At 70.3% G+C, this 16,865-nt stretch carries 14 protein-coding genes; 10 read left to right on the plus strand and 4 right to left on the minus strand.

Annotated features, from left to right (window positions below; genetic code table 11):
• Nucleotides 1-2: 2 nt before the first annotated feature.
• Together smpB and dapA are read right to left on the minus strand one after the other, a co-directional pair.
• Nucleotides 3-500, minus strand: a complete 498-nt coding sequence (smpB, locus tag IBL25_RS01095) for an SsrA-binding protein SmpB (RefSeq protein WP_187776695.1) — start codon at nt 498-500, stop codon at nt 3-5.
• A 7-nt stretch (nt 501-507) separates the two neighbouring features.
• Nucleotides 508-1,386, minus strand: coding sequence for a 4-hydroxy-tetrahydrodipicolinate synthase (dapA, locus tag IBL25_RS01100; protein WP_187776696.1), 879 nt, complete (start codon nt 1,384-1,386; stop codon nt 508-510).
• 178 nt (nt 1,387-1,564) lie between these two features.
• Between dapA and IBL25_RS01105 the strand changes: the two genes are divergently transcribed.
• The 7 genes from IBL25_RS01105 to IBL25_RS01135 all read left to right on the plus strand — a co-directional run bounded on the left by IBL25_RS01105 (nt 1,565) and on the right by IBL25_RS01135 (nt 8,675).
• Nucleotides 1,565-3,601, plus strand: coding sequence for a lytic transglycosylase domain-containing protein (locus tag IBL25_RS01105; RefSeq protein WP_187776697.1), 2,037 nt, complete (start codon nt 1,565-1,567; stop codon nt 3,599-3,601).
• Complete coding sequence (locus tag IBL25_RS01110) at nt 3,598-4,095, plus strand: phosphatidylglycerophosphatase A family protein (RefSeq protein WP_187776698.1); 498 nt, start codon at nt 3,598-3,600, stop codon at nt 4,093-4,095. The genes IBL25_RS01105 and IBL25_RS01110 overlap by 4 nt, the downstream gene beginning before the upstream one ends.
• A gap of 2 nt (nt 4,096-4,097) precedes the next feature.
• On the plus strand, nt 4,098-4,610 hold the full coding sequence (locus IBL25_RS01115; RefSeq protein ID WP_187776699.1) for a CinA family protein: 513 nt from the start codon (nt 4,098-4,100) through the stop codon (nt 4,608-4,610).
• Nucleotides 4,611-4,633: 23 nt separating this feature from the next.
• Nucleotides 4,634-5,020, plus strand: coding sequence for a preprotein translocase subunit SecG (secG, locus tag IBL25_RS01120; RefSeq protein WP_187776700.1), 387 nt, complete (start codon nt 4,634-4,636; stop codon nt 5,018-5,020).
• 166 nt (nt 5,021-5,186) lie between these two features.
• Nucleotides 5,187-6,815: a CTP synthase gene (locus IBL25_RS01125; RefSeq protein ID WP_187776701.1), complete on the plus strand. Its 1,629-nt coding sequence runs from the start codon at nt 5,187-5,189 to the stop codon at nt 6,813-6,815.
• A gap of 138 nt (nt 6,816-6,953) precedes the next feature.
• The gene (gene eno, locus IBL25_RS01130) at nt 6,954-8,231 is read left to right on the plus strand and encodes a phosphopyruvate hydratase (RefSeq protein WP_187776702.1); all 1,278 of its coding nucleotides are present in this window, start codon (nt 6,954-6,956) and stop codon (nt 8,229-8,231) included.
• Nucleotides 8,232-8,351: 120 nt separating this feature from the next.
• Complete coding sequence (locus IBL25_RS01135; protein ID WP_187776703.1) at nt 8,352-8,675, plus strand: FtsB family cell division protein; 324 nt, start codon at nt 8,352-8,354, stop codon at nt 8,673-8,675.
• On the opposite strand, the gene IBL25_RS01140 is transcribed toward IBL25_RS01135, so the two are convergent.
• Nucleotides 8,672-9,547 (minus strand): LysR substrate-binding domain-containing protein, encoded by an 876-nt coding sequence (locus IBL25_RS01140; RefSeq protein ID WP_187776704.1) that lies wholly within the window; start codon nt 9,545-9,547, stop codon nt 8,672-8,674. The two genes, IBL25_RS01135 and IBL25_RS01140, sit on opposite strands and share 4 nt — an antisense overlap.
• Nucleotides 9,548-9,649: 102 nt before the next feature.
• On the opposite strand from IBL25_RS01140, the gene IBL25_RS01145 reads away from it, so the two are divergent.
• Nucleotides 9,650-10,696: a YeiH family protein gene (locus IBL25_RS01145; RefSeq protein WP_187776705.1), complete on the plus strand. Its 1,047-nt coding sequence runs from the start codon at nt 9,650-9,652 to the stop codon at nt 10,694-10,696.
• 109 nt (nt 10,697-10,805) lie between these two features.
• On the opposite strand, the gene IBL25_RS01150 is transcribed toward IBL25_RS01145, so the two are convergent.
• Nucleotides 10,806-11,960 carry an amidohydrolase gene (locus IBL25_RS01150; protein ID WP_187776706.1) on the minus strand — a complete coding sequence of 385 codons (1,155 nt, stop codon included), beginning with the start codon at nt 11,958-11,960 and terminating at the stop codon, nt 10,806-10,808.
• Between the two features lie 25 nt (nt 11,961-11,985).
• Here IBL25_RS01150 and IBL25_RS01155 point away from each other — a divergent pair, with 25 nt between their 5' ends.
• Together IBL25_RS01155 and IBL25_RS01160 are read left to right on the plus strand one after the other, a co-directional pair.
• Nucleotides 11,986-13,857 (plus strand): autotransporter assembly complex protein TamA, encoded by a 1,872-nt coding sequence (locus IBL25_RS01155; RefSeq protein WP_187776707.1) that lies wholly within the window; start codon nt 11,986-11,988, stop codon nt 13,855-13,857.
• A partial coding sequence (locus tag IBL25_RS01160) for a translocation/assembly module TamB domain-containing protein (RefSeq protein WP_187776708.1) occupies nt 13,857-16,865 on the plus strand: 3,009 nt, incomplete at its 3' end. The genes IBL25_RS01155 and IBL25_RS01160, both read left to right, overlap by 1 nt.

The raw sequence follows: 16,865 nt of genomic DNA on the forward strand, positions 1-16,865 counted from the left end.
GCCTAGATCTTGTCGCCCCGCATCAGCCGGGACTTGTCACGCTGCCAGTCCCGCTCCGCGATGGCGTGGCGCTTGTCGGCCTTGGACTTGCCCTCGCCCACGCCCAGCACGACCTTGGCCAGGCCGCGGTCGTTGAACAGGATCTCCAGCGGCACCAGCGTGACGCCCTCACGCGTGATGGAGCCGGTCAGGGCCTCCACCTGCTTCTTGTGCAGCAGCAGCTTGCGCGGCCGGCGCGGCTCGAAATGCGCCATGTAGCTGCCGGCCTGCCATTCGGGGATGTAGCAGTTGAACAGCCACATCTCCCCGTTGCGCTCACCCGCCCAGGCATCGGCCAGGGCCGCGCGGCCGGAGCGGAGGGATTTCACCTCCGGCCCCACCAGCACGATCCCGGCCTCGAAAGTCTCGCCGATCTTGTAGTCGAAGCGCGCCTTGCGGTTCTGCGCGGCGGTGCCGTGCGCAATCAGCGAGGATTTCTTTTTCTTGTCCTTGGCGGCCATTACGCTCTCAGTTCAACAGGCCGGCGGAGACCATGGCGGCCTTCACGCGGGCACGGGTGGAATCCGCCACCGGCGCCATCGGCAGGCGGCAGAAGGCGGTGGACTTCGCCAGCAGGCTGGCGGCGTACTTCACCGGCCCGGGCGAGGTCTCGCAGAACATCGCGTCGTGCACCGGCAGCAGCCGGTCCTGAATGGCCATGGCCTCGGCAAAGTTTCCGGCGGCCCAGGCGGCATGCATCTCGGCGCAAAGGCGCGGGGCGATATTGGCCGTGACGCTGATGCAGCCATGGCCGCCGGCGGCCAGGAAGGCGAGCGCCGTATGGTCCTCGCCCGAGAGCTGGCAGAAGTCCGGGCCAATGGCGGCGCGGGTGTGCAGCGGGCGCGCCAGATTGGCCGTCGCGTCCTTCACACCCACGATGTTGGGGTGCTTGGCCAGCCGGGCCATCGTCTCCACCGACATGTCCACGACCGAGCGGCCGGGGATGTTGTAGACGATGACCGGCAGGTCCACCGCATCGGCGATGGCGGTGAAATGCAGGAACATGCCTTCCTGCGTCGGCTTGTTGTAGTAGGGCGTGACGATCAGCGCCGCATCCGCGCCCGCTTCCTTGGCATGGCGCGTCAGCTCGATGGCCTCATCGGTGCTGTTGCTGCCGGTGCCGGCGATGACCGGCACGCGGCCGCCGGCAGCCTCGACGCAAAGCTCCACCACACGGCGGTGCTCGTCATGCGAGAGGGTGGGGCTTTCGCCCGTGGTGCCGACGGGAATCAGGCCCTGGGTGCCTTCGGCGATCTGCCATTCGCAGAACTCCTGAAAGGCTTTCGCATCCAGCGACCCGTCCTCGGCCATCGGCGTGATCAGCGCGACGAGGGATCCCTTGAACATCGGAGCGGCTTTCCTTCCGGGAGAGGCATGGGGTTCCGCCGGCGATCCCGCCAGCGTCAGAGGCCGGAAGCTAGGCGCGGCGAGGCTCCGGGACAAGCGTTGCGGAAATGTTTCGCGCAGCCCCGGTGCCCGATGCCTTCGCGACAAGCGCGGTTTGATCGGCTAGGGTCCGCCCGCCATGCGCCGCACATCGCCCGCCCCCGCTCGACGCCCCGCCCGCGCCCTGCTGCTGGCGCCCCTGCTCTTCAGCCTGGCCCTGCCGGCCGCCGCCCAGCCCTGGGCCAATGAAGGCGCCCGCGCCGCCGGCCGCTCCGCCATCGCGGCGGCCAATGCCGGTCGCTGGCCGGATGCCGAGGCCCTGGCGGTCTCGGCGGACCCGCTGGCCGCCAAGCTGGTGCAATGGATGCGCCTGCAGGTGCGCGGCATGGCCACGGCGGAGGAGATCGCCGCCTTCCTTTCCGCCAACCCGGACTGGCCGATGCGCGCCACGCTGCTGGCCCGGGCGGAGGAGCTGCTGCCCCTGCTGCCCAGCGACACGCTGGTGCTGCGGCTCTACGAACACGACAGCCCGCGCAGCCTCGGCGCCGCCCAGGCCCTGGCCGATGTCCGCCAGCGCCAGGGCGCGGACCCCACGCCCATCCTGCGGCAGGCCTGGCGCGAGGCCCCGGCGGATGGGCCGGACGAGGCTGTCTTCCTGACCCGGAACGCCGCTGTCCTGACCACAGAGGACCACCGCTTCCGCTTCGAGCGGCTGGCCTGGGCCCGGCAATTCGCCGCCGCCGCCCGGCTGCTGCCCATGCTGCCCGCCGAGGCCCAGGCCGCCGCGAGTCAGCGCCTGGCCCTGGCCGCCGAGCGCCCTGACGCCGAGATGGGGCTGCCAGCCCGGCCGGCCGACCTCGGCATGGCCGCCGAATGGGCCCGCTTCCTGCGCCGCAAGGACCGGGATGCCGAGGCCGCCGCCGTCTGGCAGGCCGCCGAGCCGCTGCAGGAGAATCTGACACCCCAGGCCGCCAGCGCCATCTGGACGGAACGGCAGGTGCTGGCCCGCAAGCTGCTGCGGCTGGGCAACCCCCAGGCCGCCTGGCGCGTCTCTGCGAAGCACGGCCAGCCGGCGGATACCGCCGCCCTGCACGATGCCGAGTTCCTGGCCGGCTTCATCGCCCTGCGGAGGCTGAACGACCCCGCACTGGCAGCCCGCCACTTCGCCGTGCTGGGGCAGGAGAGCAGCAGCATCATCACCCGCACCCGCGCCCATTACTGGCGCGGCCGGGCCGCCGCCGCCCTGGGCCGCGCCGCCGAGGCGCGCGAGCATTACCTGCAGGCCGCCGCACTCCCCACAGGCTTCTATGGCCAGCTGGGCGCCCTGGCGCTGGGGGAGACGGCGCCGGAGGTCTCCGCCCGCATCACCGGCGTCGTGCCGGCCACACCCAGCGCCGCCGCCGCTTCCGCCTTCCTGGACAAGGAGCTGGCGCGGGCGGTGGTGACCCTAGCGGACCTGGGCGACACCAACCGTGCCCGCACCTTCCTGCTGCGGATCGAGGACCTGGCGCCCGACCCCGCCACCCAGGTGCTGGCGGCGCGGCTGGCCAATTCCATCGGCCGGCCGGACCACGCGGTCTGGGTCGCCCGCCGCTCCGGCATCGATGGAGTGATGCTGCTTCCAGAGGGCTACCCGGCCCCCTACCCCGTCACCGCCACCGGCCTGGCGGAGCCCGCCTTCATCAATGCCATCAGCCGGCAGGAAAGCAATTTCGACCCCGCCGCCGTCTCCCCCGCCAATGCGCGCGGGCTGATGCAGTTGCTGCCCGGCACGGCGGCGCAGGTGGCGCGGCAGCTTGGCGTGCCGACCCAGGTGGGCTGGCTGACCACGCAACCGCAGCACAACATCATGCTCGGCTCGCAATATCTGTCGGACCAGATCGCGCGCTTCGGCAACCTCGCCATGGCGGCGGCGGCCTATAACGCCGGGCCGCGGCGGGTGGAGGAATGGCTAGTCACCTATGGCGACCCGCGCCTCGGCCCCACCACCGATGGCGGCGACATGATCGACTGGATCGAGCAGATCCCCTTCAACGAGACGCGCAACTACGTGCAGCGGGTGGTGGAGAATGCCGTGATCTACCGCGCGCTGGACCCCGGCACCGCGGCGCTGGACCACCCGCTGAAGCCCTGGCTGCCCTCCGGCAGCCTGATGCCGGCCACGGCGGCCCGATGAGCGAGCATGCCGAGCTTCCGGCCAACCTGCCGGAAGCTCCCCCCTCCGCCATCCCGGCCGGCGCGCCGCGCTTCATCGCCAGCATGGGCGGGGTGGGCTTCCTGCGGCCGGCGCCGGGCACCTGGGGCTCGGTTCTGGTGCTGCCGGTGGCGCTGGCGGGGTGGGAAGCCAGCCTGGCGCTGGGCGCCTTGCTCTCGGTGCTGGGCTGGTGGGCCTTGAACCGCTTGCCGGAAGCGCGGCAGGACCCGGGCTGGGTGGTCGTGGATGAAGGCGCCGGGCAATCCATCGCCCTGGCGGCGCTGCCGGCGGCGGGCGTCACGGGCGTGCTGCTGGCCTTCCTGCTCTTCCGCGCCTTCGATATCCTGAAGCCCGGCCCGGTGGGCTGGGCCGACCGCCGCAAGGGCGCCGCCGGCGTCATGCTGGATGACATCATCGCCGGCGCCCTGGCCGCCGCCCTGCTGCTGGCCGCCCGCGCCCTGGGAGTGACCCTCTAGCCATGCTGCCCCCCGAGACCCTGGAACAGGCCGAGCTGCTGCTGCGGATCCTGCAATCGCGCGGCATCACCCTGGCCACCGCCGAATCCTGCACCGGCGGGCTGGTGGCGGCGGCGGTGACGGCCATTGCCGGCTCCTCCGCCACGCTGCTGGGCGGCTATGTCACCTATTCCAACGAGGCCAAGGCGAGGTCTGTCGGGGTCGATCCCGCGCTGATCGCCCGCCTCGGCGCTGTCAGCGGTGAGGTGGCGGCCGCCATGGCGGAAGGCGCCGCGCGCGAGTCGGGGGCCGCCATGGGCATCTCCACCACCGGCATCGCCGGCCCCGGCGGCGGCACCGAAACCAAGCCCGTGGGGCTGGTCTATATCGGCCTTGCCATGGCCGGCCGGCTGACACGGGTGGAGCGCCATGTTTTCCCGGGCGACCGTGCGGCGGTGCGGGCGGCGACAGTCGCCACCGCTTTCCGCATGGCGGCGGAAGAAGCCGCTGTTACTTCCCCTGGCAAAACGCACTGATCGCGGCTAGAAGCGGCCCCGCCATGATGACAGTCCTGCTGGTCCTGCACCTTTTCGTCACCCTCGCGCTGATCGGCGTCGTGCTGTTGCAGCGCAGCGAGGGCGGAGGGCTCGGCATTGGCTCCTCCGGGGGCATGGGCTCGTTCATGAGCGGGCGCGGCACGGCCAACCTGCTGACCCGCACCACCGGCGTGCTGGCCACGCTCTTCATGGTGCTGGCGCTGGCCATGGCGCTGCTGGGCCGCGGCCAGTCCCGCCCCGGCTCCATCCTGGACCTGCCGCCCGGCCCGGCCATCCCCTCGGTGCCGACCAGCCAGGCGCCGGGCCCGAACCCCAGCACCACGCAGCAGCCGACCACGACCCCGGCCCAGCCGGCGACTCCGGCGCAGCCCTCGGTGCCGACGAACTGATACCGCCCCGGCGGCGGGAGTTCCGGGCGCGGGAGGCGATGCCTCCGGCGCCCTTTTTGTGTGAGCAGAACGCAGCGGGGGCCGGGAACCCGATGCGGCGCAGCAAAGCAGCGATGCCGTTCTGGCGGGTTCCCGTGACCCCGGCGGCTTGTTAGAAAGGTGGCCCATGACGCGGTTCGTTTTCATCACCGGCGGCGTGGTTTCCTCCCTCGGCAAAGGCATCGCGGCGGCCAGCCTCGCTGCCCTGTTGCAGGCCCGGGGCTACAAGGTTCGCCTGCGCAAGCTCGACCCCTATCTCAACGTCGATCCGGGCACGATGTCCCCGTATCAGCACGGCGAGGTCTTCGTCACCGACGACGGCGCCGAGGCCGACCTGGACCTCGGCCACTATGAGCGCTTCACCGGCGTGCATGCGACCAAGGGGGACAGCTACACCTCCGGCCGCATCTATGCCGAGGTGATCGCGAAGGAGCGCCGGGGCGACTACCTCGGCGGCACCGTGCAGGTCATCCCGCACATCACCGATGCCATCAAGGAAGCCGCCACGGCCGATACGGACGGGCTGGACTTCGTGTTGATCGAGGTCGGCGGCACGGTGGGCGACATCGAGTCCCTGCCCTTCCTGGAAGCCCTGCGCCAGCTCAACAACGAGCTGGGCCCGCAGCGCAGCCTCTTCATGCACCTGACGCTGGTGCCCTACATCCCCTCGGCCGGCGAGCTGAAGACCAAGCCGACGCAGCATAGCGTGAAGGAGCTGCTGGGCCTGGGCATCCAGCCGCAGATCCTGCTCTGCCGCTGCGACCGCCCGATCCCCGAGAACGAGCGCCGCAAGATCGCGCTCTTCTGCAACGTGCGGCCCGAGAGCGTGATCCCGGCCCTGGATGCCAGCAGCATCTATGCCGTGCCGCTGCAGTACCACCAGGAAGGCCTGGACCGCGAAGTGCTGCGCCACTTCGGCATGTCCGTCTATGGCGAGCCGAAGCTGGACCGCTGGAACCGCATCGTTCACCGCCTGACCAACCCCGAGGGCGAGGTGAACATCGCCGTCGTGGGCAAGTACATCTCGCTGCTCGATGCCTATAAGTCGCTGGCGGAAGCCCTGGTGCATGGCGGCATCCAGCACGGGGTGAAGGTCAACCTGCAATGGGTGGACAGCCAGGTCTTCGAGACGCCCAACGCGGTGGACCGGCTGGCCGGCATCCATGGCATCCTGGTGCCCGGCGGCTTCGGCGAGCGTGGCGCTGAGGGCAAGATCGAGGCCGTGCGCTTCGCCCGCGAGCACAAGGTGCCCTTCCTGGGCATCTGCTTCGGCATGCAGATGGCGGTGATCGAGGCCGCACGGAACCTGGTGGGGCTGGACAAGGCTTCCTCCACCGAGTTCGGCCCCTGCGAGGAGCCGGTGGTCGGCCTGATGACCGAATGGCTGCGCGGCAACGAGCGTGAGAAGCGCGCGGCCGAGGGCGACCTGGGCGGCACCATGCGCCTGGGCTCCTACCCCGCCGCGCTGGCCGAGGGCTCCCTGGTGCGGCGGGTCTATGGCGCCTCGGAGATCACGGAGCGCCACCGCCACCGCTACGAGGTGAATATCGGCTACCGCGAGCGGCTGGAGGAAGCCGGCCTGAAGTTCTCCGGCCTTTCGCCGGACGGGCTGCTGCCGGAGATCGTGGAATACCCCGATCACCCCTGGTTCATCGGCGTGCAGTACCATCCCGAGCTGAAGTCCAAGCCCTTCGAGCCGCACCCGCTCTTCGCCGGCTTCATCGGCGCCGCGGTGAAGCAGGCGCTGCTGGTCTGAACGCCGGTATTCGCGCGAAGCCTGCCAAGGGCCGGGGGATTTGATCCTCCGGCCCTTTCTCTTCACCGGCCTGCCCTTGCCCTGGCGGCGATACCGCCTTATCCGCCGGGGGACTTCCACCATGAAGGAATCGCCGGAATGACCGCCATTGCCGACATCATCGCCCGCGAAGTGCTTGATTCGCGCGGAAACCCGACCGTCGAGGTCGATGTCGTGCTGGATTCCGGCGCGGTTGGCCGCGCCATCGTCCCCTCCGGCGCCTCGACCGGCGCGCATGAGGCCGTCGAGCTGCGCGACGGCGACAAGTCCCGCTTCCACGGCAAGGGCGTGCAGAAGGCCTGCGCCAATGTCGAGGGCGAGATCTTCGACGCCCTTTCCGGCATGGACGCGACCGAGCAGGTCAAGATCGACGAGACGATGATCGAGCTGGACGGGACGCCCAACAAGTCCCGCCTGGGCGCCAATGCCATCCTGGCCGTGTCGCTGGCCACCGCCAAGGCGGCGGCGAACCACTACGACACCCCGCTCTACCGCTATGTCGGCGGCGTCTTCGCCCGCACCCTGCCGGTGCCGATGATGAACATCATCAACGGCGGCCAGCACGCGGATAACCCGATCGACATCCAGGAATTCATGGTGATGCCGGTGGCCGCCGGCACCATGGCCGACGCGGTGCGCATCGGCTCCGAGATCTTCGCCAGCCTGAAGAAGGCGCTGCACGACGCCGGCCACAACACCAATGTCGGCGACGAGGGCGGCTTCGCCCCCGACCTGAAGTCGGCCGAGGAAGCGCTGAACTTCATCTCCAAGGCCTGCGAGGCCGCCGGCCACCGCGTGGGCGAGGATGTGATGTTCGCGCTCGACTGCGCCTCCACCGAGTTCTTCAAGAACGGTGTCTATGACATGGAGGGCGAGGGCAAGAAGCTCGATGCCGGCGGCATGGTCGATTACCTCGCCGGCCTCTGCTCCAAGTTCCCCATCATCTCCATCGAGGACGGCTGCGCCGAGGATGACTGGGAAGGCTGGAAGCTGCTGACCGACCGCCTGGGCGGCAAGGTGCAGCTGGTGGGCGACGACCTCTTCGTCACCAACCCCGAGCGCCTGCGCCAGGGCATCGAGAAGAAGACCGGCAATTCCATCCTGGTGAAGGTGAACCAGATCGGCTCGCTGACCGAGACGCTGGAAGCGGTCGAGATGGCGCACCGCGCCGGCTATACCGCCGTGATGTCCCACCGCTCCGGCGAGACCGAGGACAACACCATCGCCGACCTCGCCGTGGCCACCAACTGCGGCCAGATCAAGACCGGCTCGCTCTCCCGCTCCGACCGCCTGGCCAAGTATAACCAGCTGATCCGCATCGAGCAGCAGCTTGGCCCGGCAGCCCGTTACGCCGGCCGTACCATCCTGCGGCGCTGAAGCAACAGCCGGGCGCAATCCTGTTGCGCCCGGCACTCCTGGCTTGCGCCGGGCGCAAGGCTGATTTTTACCTGACATCGTGAACGGCCCATCAAGACTCGGCCGTGAGAGAGGATGCCGATGCGGGCGATCAAGCGGGTGCTGAGCGTGCTCTTTGTTCCGGCGGTTTTCGCCGGGCTGTGCTGGCATTTCGCCTGGTATGCGGTGCACGGGCCGCGCGTCGGCTCGCTGGCGCGGGAAGCCAAGGCCGCCGAGATCGCTTCGGCCCGGATCGAGCTGACCAAGGCCGAAGCGCAGCGTGACAGCATGGAGCGCCGCGTCGCCGGCCTGCGCGGCGACCTGATTGACCGCGACCAGTTGGACGAGCGTGCCCGCGCCCTGCTGAACATGGTCGGCAAGGACGAATTCGTCGCCCCCTACGGGCCGGGCAAGCAGCTCTTCTAGCCCGCCAGTTCCAGCAGGGCCCGCGCGGCGCTGCTGGCATAGCGTTCCTTGTGCCGCAGCGCCTTGAAGCTGCGCGGAGGCAGCGACACCCCTGCCCTGGCCAGCATCCCGGCGGCCAGATGCGGCGCCGCCGCGCGCTCTGAGACCACTGCCGCGCCACCGCCGCCCTCCACAGCCGCCAGCACCGCCTCGTTGGAGGGCAGTTCCAGCGCCACCTCCACATCCCTCAGCGACAGGTCCAGTCGCGGCAGCAGCGCCTCGAAGGCCGCGCGGGTGCCGGAACCCGGCTCGCGCATGATCCAGGCGGTCTCGGTCAGGCGGGCATGGGGGATGGGCTCGCCGGAAGCCCAGGGATGGTCCAGCCCCACCACCACGATCAACTGGTCCGCCACCAGTGGAATCTGGATCAGCGCCGGTTCCTCCACCTCGCCTTCCACGAAGCCGAGTTCGGTGGAGCCATCCATCAGCGCCTGCACCACGCTGGTGGTGTTGCCGGCCGTGACGCGCACCTGCACCCCGGGATAGCTGACGCGGAAGCGCACCAGCAACGGCGGCAGCCAGTAGCTGGCCACGGTCTGGCTGGCCTGCACCGCCAGCGTGCCGCGCCGCGCCCCGCCCAGTTCCGACAGCACCAGCTCCGCCGCCTGGGCCCTGGCCAGCACCCGCTCCGCCTCCGTGCGGAAGATGCGGCCGGCTTCGGTGAGTTCGATGCGCCGGCCGACCCGGTGGAAGAGTGAAATGCCGTGCCGGTTCTCCAGCGCCCGGATGGCGGCGCTGACGGCCGACTGCGTCAGGTTCAGGGCCTCGGCGGCGCGGGTGACATGCTCGCGCTCTGCCACCGCCAGGAAGATGCGGAGCTGTTCCAGGGTCATATGTGACCAATCGATTACTTCGAACGGAATGACAAGAACAACCCGTTGGATTGATCAGTCGCCTCGGCCCAGAAGGTGGCTGAAACGAAACGGTTTGCCTGCATGTCCTCCGTCACCGCTCGCCCTCAGGGCGCATCCCTCCCCTGGCTCGCCAAGACCCGCGAATTGCTGCCCGGCCTGCTGCTCTGCGCCGGCGTGGTGCTGGTGGCGGAGATTCTACAAGCCATCGAGGTCGCGCTCTTCGGGCGCGCCTGGCTGGAGAGCCTGGTTCTGGCCATCCTGATCGGCACCTTGCTGCGCAGCCTCTGGGTGCCGCCCAAGCGCTTCAATGCCGGCATCGCCTTCAGCGCCAAGATGCTGCTGGAAATCGCCGTCATGCTGCTGGGCGCCTCGCTCAGCCTGCGGGCGATCCTGGCCGCCGGGCCGGTGCTGCTGCTGGGCATCGCGGTGGTGGTGGCGGTGTCGCTGGCCTTTTCCTTCGGCATTGGCCGCATGCTGGGGCTGCCGCCGAAGATGGCTGTGCTGGTGGCCTGTGGGAATTCCATCTGCGGCAACTCGGCCATTGCCGCCGCCGCTCCGGTGATCGGCGCGGATGCCAAGGACGTGGCCTCCTCCATCGCCTTCACCGCCGTGCTGGGCGTGATGGTGGTGCTGCTGCTGCCGCTGCTGATGCCGCTGCTGGGGCTGGATGAGCTGCAATACGGCATCCTGGCGGGCCTGACCGTCTATGCCGTGCCGCAGGTGCTGGCCGCCACCGCCCCTGTCGCGGCGCTGAGCGTGCAGATGGGCACGCTGGTGAAGCTGGTGCGGGTGCTGATGCTGGGGCCGGTGGTGCTGGGGCTGTCGCTGGCGGCGGGCCGCGCGGGCGGCAAGAAGCCGCCGCTGTCGCGGCTGGTGCCCTGGTTCATCCTGGGCTTCCTGGCCCTGGCCGGGCTGCGTGCCGTGGGGCTGCTGCCGGAAGTGGCGCTGGGGCCCATCTCGACCGTGGCCGGCATCCTGACGGTGCTGTCCATGGCGGCGCTGGGGCTGGGCGTCGATGTGCGCGTGGTGGCCCGGGCCGGCGCTCGGGTAACGGCGACGGTGGTGCTCTCCCTGCTCGCGCTGGGCCTGGCGGCGCTGGGGCTGATCCACCTGCTGCCGCCCATCTGAAGGAACCAAAAGGCCGGAAGGCGGTTATTCCCGCCTCCGGTACGCAACCCAGGACGGGGCGCGTGGTTGTGGCCTTATGCCGGCCCGCAACCCTCGCGCCCCCGCCTGCTCACGCTTCCTTCGCCAGGGCGCGGCGGGCCGTTTCGGCCAGGAAGCCGCTGGCCACCGGCAGGACCTCGTCATTGAAGTCGTAAAGCGGGTTGTGCAGCTCCCGCCCGCCATCGGCCGGGCCATTGCCGATCCAGACAAAGGCACCTGGCACATGGTGCATGAAGTGCGAGAAATCCTCGCCCGTCATGGCCGGCGGCAGGTCGCGCCGCACCTGCGTCACCGCGCCCGCGGCTTCCGCCGCCATGTCGGCCTCGGCCTTATGGTTCATCGTCACCGGCACGCCGCCCTGGATGCTGGCTTCCGCCTTCACGCCGAAGGTGGCCGAGATGCCTTCCGCCACGCGCCGCAGCCCGTCGCGGATCTGCTGCCCCACTTCGTCGCGGATGTAGCGCATGCTGCCCTTGATCTGCACCCGGGCAGCGATCTGGTTCTGCGCCTCGCCACCATGGATGGTGGTCAGGCTGACCACGCCGGTATCCATCGGGTCCAGCGCGCGGGCGACGATGCTCTGGCAGGCCACGATGGCATGCCCGGCGGCGACGATCGGGTCCCGCGCCAGATGCGGCAGCGCCGCATGGCCGGCATGGCCCTCGATATCGATCTGGAAGCGGTTGCCGGCGGCCATCACCGCGCCGTCATGCACCGCCACGGTGCCGGCGGGCAGGCCGGGCCAGTTGTGCCAGCCGAAAATGCGATCCATCGGGAAGCGCTGGAACAGCCCGTCCTTGATCATGGCCTCCGCGCCGCCGCCACCTTCCTCGGCGGGCTGGAAGATCAGCCGCACGGTGCCGGTCCAGCTCTCGTCCCGCAGCAGTTCCGCCGCGGCGCCCAGCAAGGCGGTGGTATGGCCGTCGTGGCCGCAGGCATGCATCACGCCGGGCACCGTGGAACGCCAGGGCAGGTCCTGGGCCGCTTCCTCGATGGGCAGGGCATCCATGTCGCCGCGCAAACCGACGCTGCGGTTGCTGCCGGGCCGATGCAGCGTGGCCACCACCCCATGGCCGCCAACACCCTCGGCGATGTCGGTGACACCCAGCTCGCGCAGCTTTTCCACCACGAAGGCGGCGGTGCCGCCTTCATTGAGGGTCAATCCGGGGTTGGCGTGGAGATGCCTGCGCCAACGCGTCAATGTTTCGGCAAATGCGGAGTCCATGTGCTAGGGCATAGCCCGTAAGCCCATGCGTCTCAAATTCAGCCTGCTCCTCCTGGGCCTGACCGCCCCCATCGTCACCACCTTCCCGGCCTCCGCGCCGGGCCAGGAGACACCACCCGCCGAGGCCACGGCGCCTGCCGAAGTGGTGCGCAGCTACGAGGTCAGCTTCAACGACACCGGGGATGAAGCCCTGGACGATGCCCTGCGCCGCGCCTCGGCCCTGCAGAATCTGCGGGAAAGCGTGACGGTGGATGCGGATGGGCTGATCGCGCGCGCCATCGGCGATGCCGGCAACCTGCGCGATGCCCTGCGGTCGGAGGGCTATTACGCCGGCAGCAGCAGCGTCACCCTGGCCGGCGAGGCCCCGGACACCCCGGGCCTGGCGCAGCGGCTGGCCGCCATGCCGGACCCGGTGCCCGTGGTGGTGCGGGTGGAGAAAGGGCCGCAATACAAGCTTGCCCCGGTGATGGTGGTGGCGGAGCCAGCCGGTGCTTCCCTGGCCGATGCCGGGGACGTGCCGCTGAAGTCGGGCGACGCCGCCCGCGCCCAGCCGATCATCGACGCCCAGAACACGCTGGGCGACCGGCTGCGCGATACCGGCCACCCCTTCGCCGCCATCACCCGCCGGGTGGTGGTGGACCACGACACGCGGCAGATGGAGGTGACCTTCCGCGTCGCCCCTGGCCCTGTGGCGCAGTTCGGCATGCCGGAAGTCACCGGGCAGAGCCAAGTGAAGGACGGGCTGCTGGCCAATGTGGTCCGCCCCCTGGCCGGCAAGACCTACAGCCAGGAAGAGTTGGACAAGACCCGCAAGAACCTGCTGGACCTGGGCGTCTTTTCCACCGTGCGCGCCAGGGCGGCGGAGCGGCTGGATGAAAGCGGCGCCCTGCCCGTCACCTTCACGGTGGTGGAGCGGCCGCGCCATGCCATCGGCTTCGGCGCCGCCTACGAGACCCGCTACGGCCCCACCTTCAGCGCCTTCTGGGAACACCGGAACCTGCTGGGCGGCGCCGAGAAGCTGCGGGTCGAGGGCGAGGTCAACCGCCTCGGCACCGGCGACGGCGTGGACAATACCGGCGGCCGCGTGGGGGTCAGCCTGAAGCAGCCCTGGTTCCTGGGCATCAACCAGACCATCACCTATAACATCGCCGTGCTGCGGGAGAGGCTGAAGGCCTATGACCGCGATGCCTTCACCGCCTCCATCCTGCTGGAGCGGCCGGTCAGCGAGCACCTGACACTGTCCTACGGTCCCCTCGGCGAGATCAGCCGTGTGACGCAGGATGACGTCACCACCGATTACCAGTTGCTCGGTGTGCTGGGACAGGTGCGGTGGGAGGACGTGGACAACCTGCTGAACCCCAGCCGCGGTCTGCGCGTCACCGCCCTGGCCAGCCCGATCTACAATTTTACGGATAGCGAGGTCTTCACCCGCACTCGGGTGCAGGCCAGCACCTATCTCGACCTGTCCAGTGACAAGGGCAGCATCCTGGCGCTGCGCGGCGTGGTCGGCAGCATCCTGGGCGCCAGCACCAACAGCGTGCCGCCCGACAAGCGCTTCTATTCCGGCGGCGGCGGCTCCGTCCGCGGCTACAGCTACCAGTCCATCGGGCCCCGCACGCGCAACGACGAGCCGCGTGGCGGGCTCTCGCTGATCGAGGCCAGCGTGGAGTTGCGGCAGCGCATCAGCGGCCCCTGGGGCATGGCGGCCTTCGTGGATGCCGGCTCGGTCGGTTCGGACGCCACGCCGAAATTCGACAACCTCAAGCTCGGTGCCGGTCTTGGCGTGCGCTACCAGACGGCCATCGGGCCTATCCGGGCGGATGTCGCCATCCCGCTGAACAAGGAACCGGGGGATAGCTCCTTCGGCCTTTATATCGGTATCGGGCAGGCTTTCTGATGAAGCGCGTATTGAAGTGGGTCGGCGGCGTTCTGGCCGTCCTGATCCTGTTGCCGATTCTGCTGGTGGGCGGCGTGCTGCTGGGCGCCAATACCGCGCCGGGCCAGCGGGCCATCGCCGGGCTGGCGGCGCGCTTCGTGCCGGGCCTGACCATCGAGGGGCTGAACGGCCCCATCCCCGGCAGCCCGGGCTTCGAGCGCCTGACCATGGCCGATGCCAAAGGCCCCTGGCTGGTGGTCGAGAATGCCAAGATCAACCTCGACCTGATGGCGCTGGTGAACCGGGAGCTGCTGATCGACCGCGTGGCCGCCAGCCGCGTGGCACTGCTGCGCCTGCCGGAATCCGAACCGAAGCCGCCGGAGCCGCCGCCAACCGAGCCCACTTCGCTGATCCCTACCCCGCCCGCCCTGCCGGTGGCGGTGCGCCTGCGCGCGCTGGATATCGCACGCATCGAGATTCCGCGTGAGCTGGTCTCCGCCACCGTGGAGGAATCCGGCCCGCCGGAGGGCTTCGCGCTGAAGGCGGAGGGTGATGCCAGCCTGGTGGCGCAGGCCCTGGCGGCGCGGCTGCGGCTGGAGCGGGTCGGTCATCCGGGCGAATTGACGCTGGAAGCCGGATTGGACCCCAAGGCCGCCCTGAAGCTGAACCTGCGGGTGCAGGAGCCGCCGGGCGGCGTGCTGGCCACGGCCATCAAGGCGCCGGACCAGGCCACCGACCTGAGCCTGACCCTGGATGGCCCGGCCAGCGGTGCCGCCCTGCGCGCCGAGGGGACGGTGGGCGATGCCGCCCGCTTCGCCGCCCATGGCACCATCGCCATGAACCCGGACAATTCCGCCCGCATCGCGCTGGAAGGCGATGCCTCGCTGCCGACAGTGCTGCCGCCACCCATCGCCCGGGCCGAATTCGCCCTGGATGCCAGCCAGACTTCAGCCGGCGGCCTGAACCTCGCCCGGCTCTGGCTGCGCGCGCCGGGTGGTGAGGCCAGCGCCCATGGCAGCATGGAGCTGCTGAATGTCGAGGGGCATATCAACAACTCCGCCAGCCTCGCGCCGCTGGTGCCGGAGGTGCTGGGCTGGGACGCCATCGCGCTGAACGGCAGCATCGCCAACGGGCAGGACTTCAAGCTGCGCGTGGTGCCCCAGGGCCTGCGCCTGCCCGCCCCGGCCGATGCCGCGCTGGGCCCCGCGCCGGTGGTGGAATATGCCGGCACCGTTTCCCGCATCGACAGCCTGACGGTGGATGGCGCGGCGACGCGGCTGGAAGCCTCCGGCACCTTTGGGGAGCAGTTGGACCTCGCGCTGCATCTGGTGGTGCCTGAAGCCTCCCGCATCCGCCCGGAGGTCACCGGGCCGCTGGACCTGCGCGCCACCGCCAAGGGTCCGATGGACAACCCGGCCGTCACGGCGCATCTGACCAGCCCCGGCCTGACCGCCGCCGGCCGCCGCCTGGAGGCGCCGGACCTGCAGGTGGAAACCCCGGCGGTGATGGGCCTCGCTGGCAGCGCCCGGCTCAACGCACGCGCCGAGGGCCTGCCCGTGACCCTGGCCCTGCGCGCCGCCGCCGAGGGCGCGCTGATCCGGTTGCAGGAGGCGCGCGGCCAGTTCGGCCCGATCGACATCGCCGCTGACGGCACCTTCGACACCGCCAGCACGCTGTTCGACGGCACCGCCTCTGTTAAGTCTGAGAACCTGGCGCCGTTGAGCGCCCTGGCCGGGCAGCAGGTGGCGGGCAAGCTGGATATCGGCGCCAAGCTGGTGCCGCAGAATAGCCGCCAGGGCATCGATGCCCATGCCCGGGTGCAGCAGCTTCAGGCCGCCGGCCAGACCATCGGCGCCGAGCTGACCCTGCGCGGCACCGATGCGGCACTGGACTTCGCCGCCAATGCGCGCCTGCCGCAGGCGACGGTGGATGGGCGTGGCCGCTTCTCCCGTGGCGACAACGGCATGCGCTTCGACCTCGCGGCGCTGGATGTGGCACAGGGCCAGTATGGCATCCGCCTCGCCGCCCCTGGCAGCATCCTGTTGCCGCCCAGCGGCGCGGTGGAAATCCCTGGCCTGCGCCTCGCGGCCCGTCCCGCCGGCAGTATCACCGTCTCCGGCCGCTGGGGGCCGGAGCGCGCGGACCTGCGGCTGGCCCTGGCCGCTCTGCCCGTTTCCGTCGCCAATCTCTTTGTGCCGGAGCCGCAGTTCGGCGGCACAGTAGTTGGCGATGTGCGCGTCACCGGCCCCACTTCGGCGCCCGAGGTGAATGCCGTGGTCAACGGCACTGGCCTGACCGTGACCGCACCCTGGTCGCGCGGCTGGCCCGCCGCCACGCTGCGGGTGGAGGCCACGCGCAACGGTGCCGGCGCTATCCGCGCCAATGCCAGCCTGCGCGCCGGCAACCTGGCCAATGTCACCGCCGAGGCGAACCTGCCGCAGGGCCCGGCCATGGATGCTCCGCTTTCCGCCAGCATCAAGGGCAATGCCGACCTCGCGCCCGTGCTGGCGCCCACGCTGGGCGGCGGCGCCAACCAGGTGACGGGCCGCATCCTGCTGGATGCCAGCGCCGGCGGCACGCTGGGCGCGCCGCAGCTTGGCGGCACCGTGGACCTCACCAATGGCTTGGTGCGGAACCAGCTCTACGGGCTGCGCCTGACCAATATCACCGCCCGCCTCCGCGCCCAGGGCGAGCGCATCCTGCTGGAGCGGCTGAATGCCCGCGCGGGCCAGGGCAGCATCAATGCCCAGGGCTTCCTGGAGCCCTTCACCGCCGGCATCCCCATCGACATCTCCGTCACGGCCCGCAACGCGCAGCCGCTGCAAAGCGAGCTGGTGACGCTGCTGACCGACGCCGACCTGCGCTTCACCGGCCCCTTGCAGGTGACACCGGCGCTGGGCGGCACCATCCGGCTGCGCCGCGCGGTCATCAACATCCCGCAGCAGCTTCCCGGCGGCGGTGTCGCCACGCTTGGCGAGGTGCAGGAGCGCGGCGGCCCCAACGCCCGCCGGGCCGCGCGCCCGGCCCCG

Origin of the sequence: Pseudoroseomonas ludipueritiae, assembly GCF_014490445.1 — a bacterium.
Taxonomy (GTDB): Bacteria; Pseudomonadota; Alphaproteobacteria; order Acetobacterales; family Acetobacteraceae; genus Pseudoroseomonas; species Pseudoroseomonas ludipueritiae.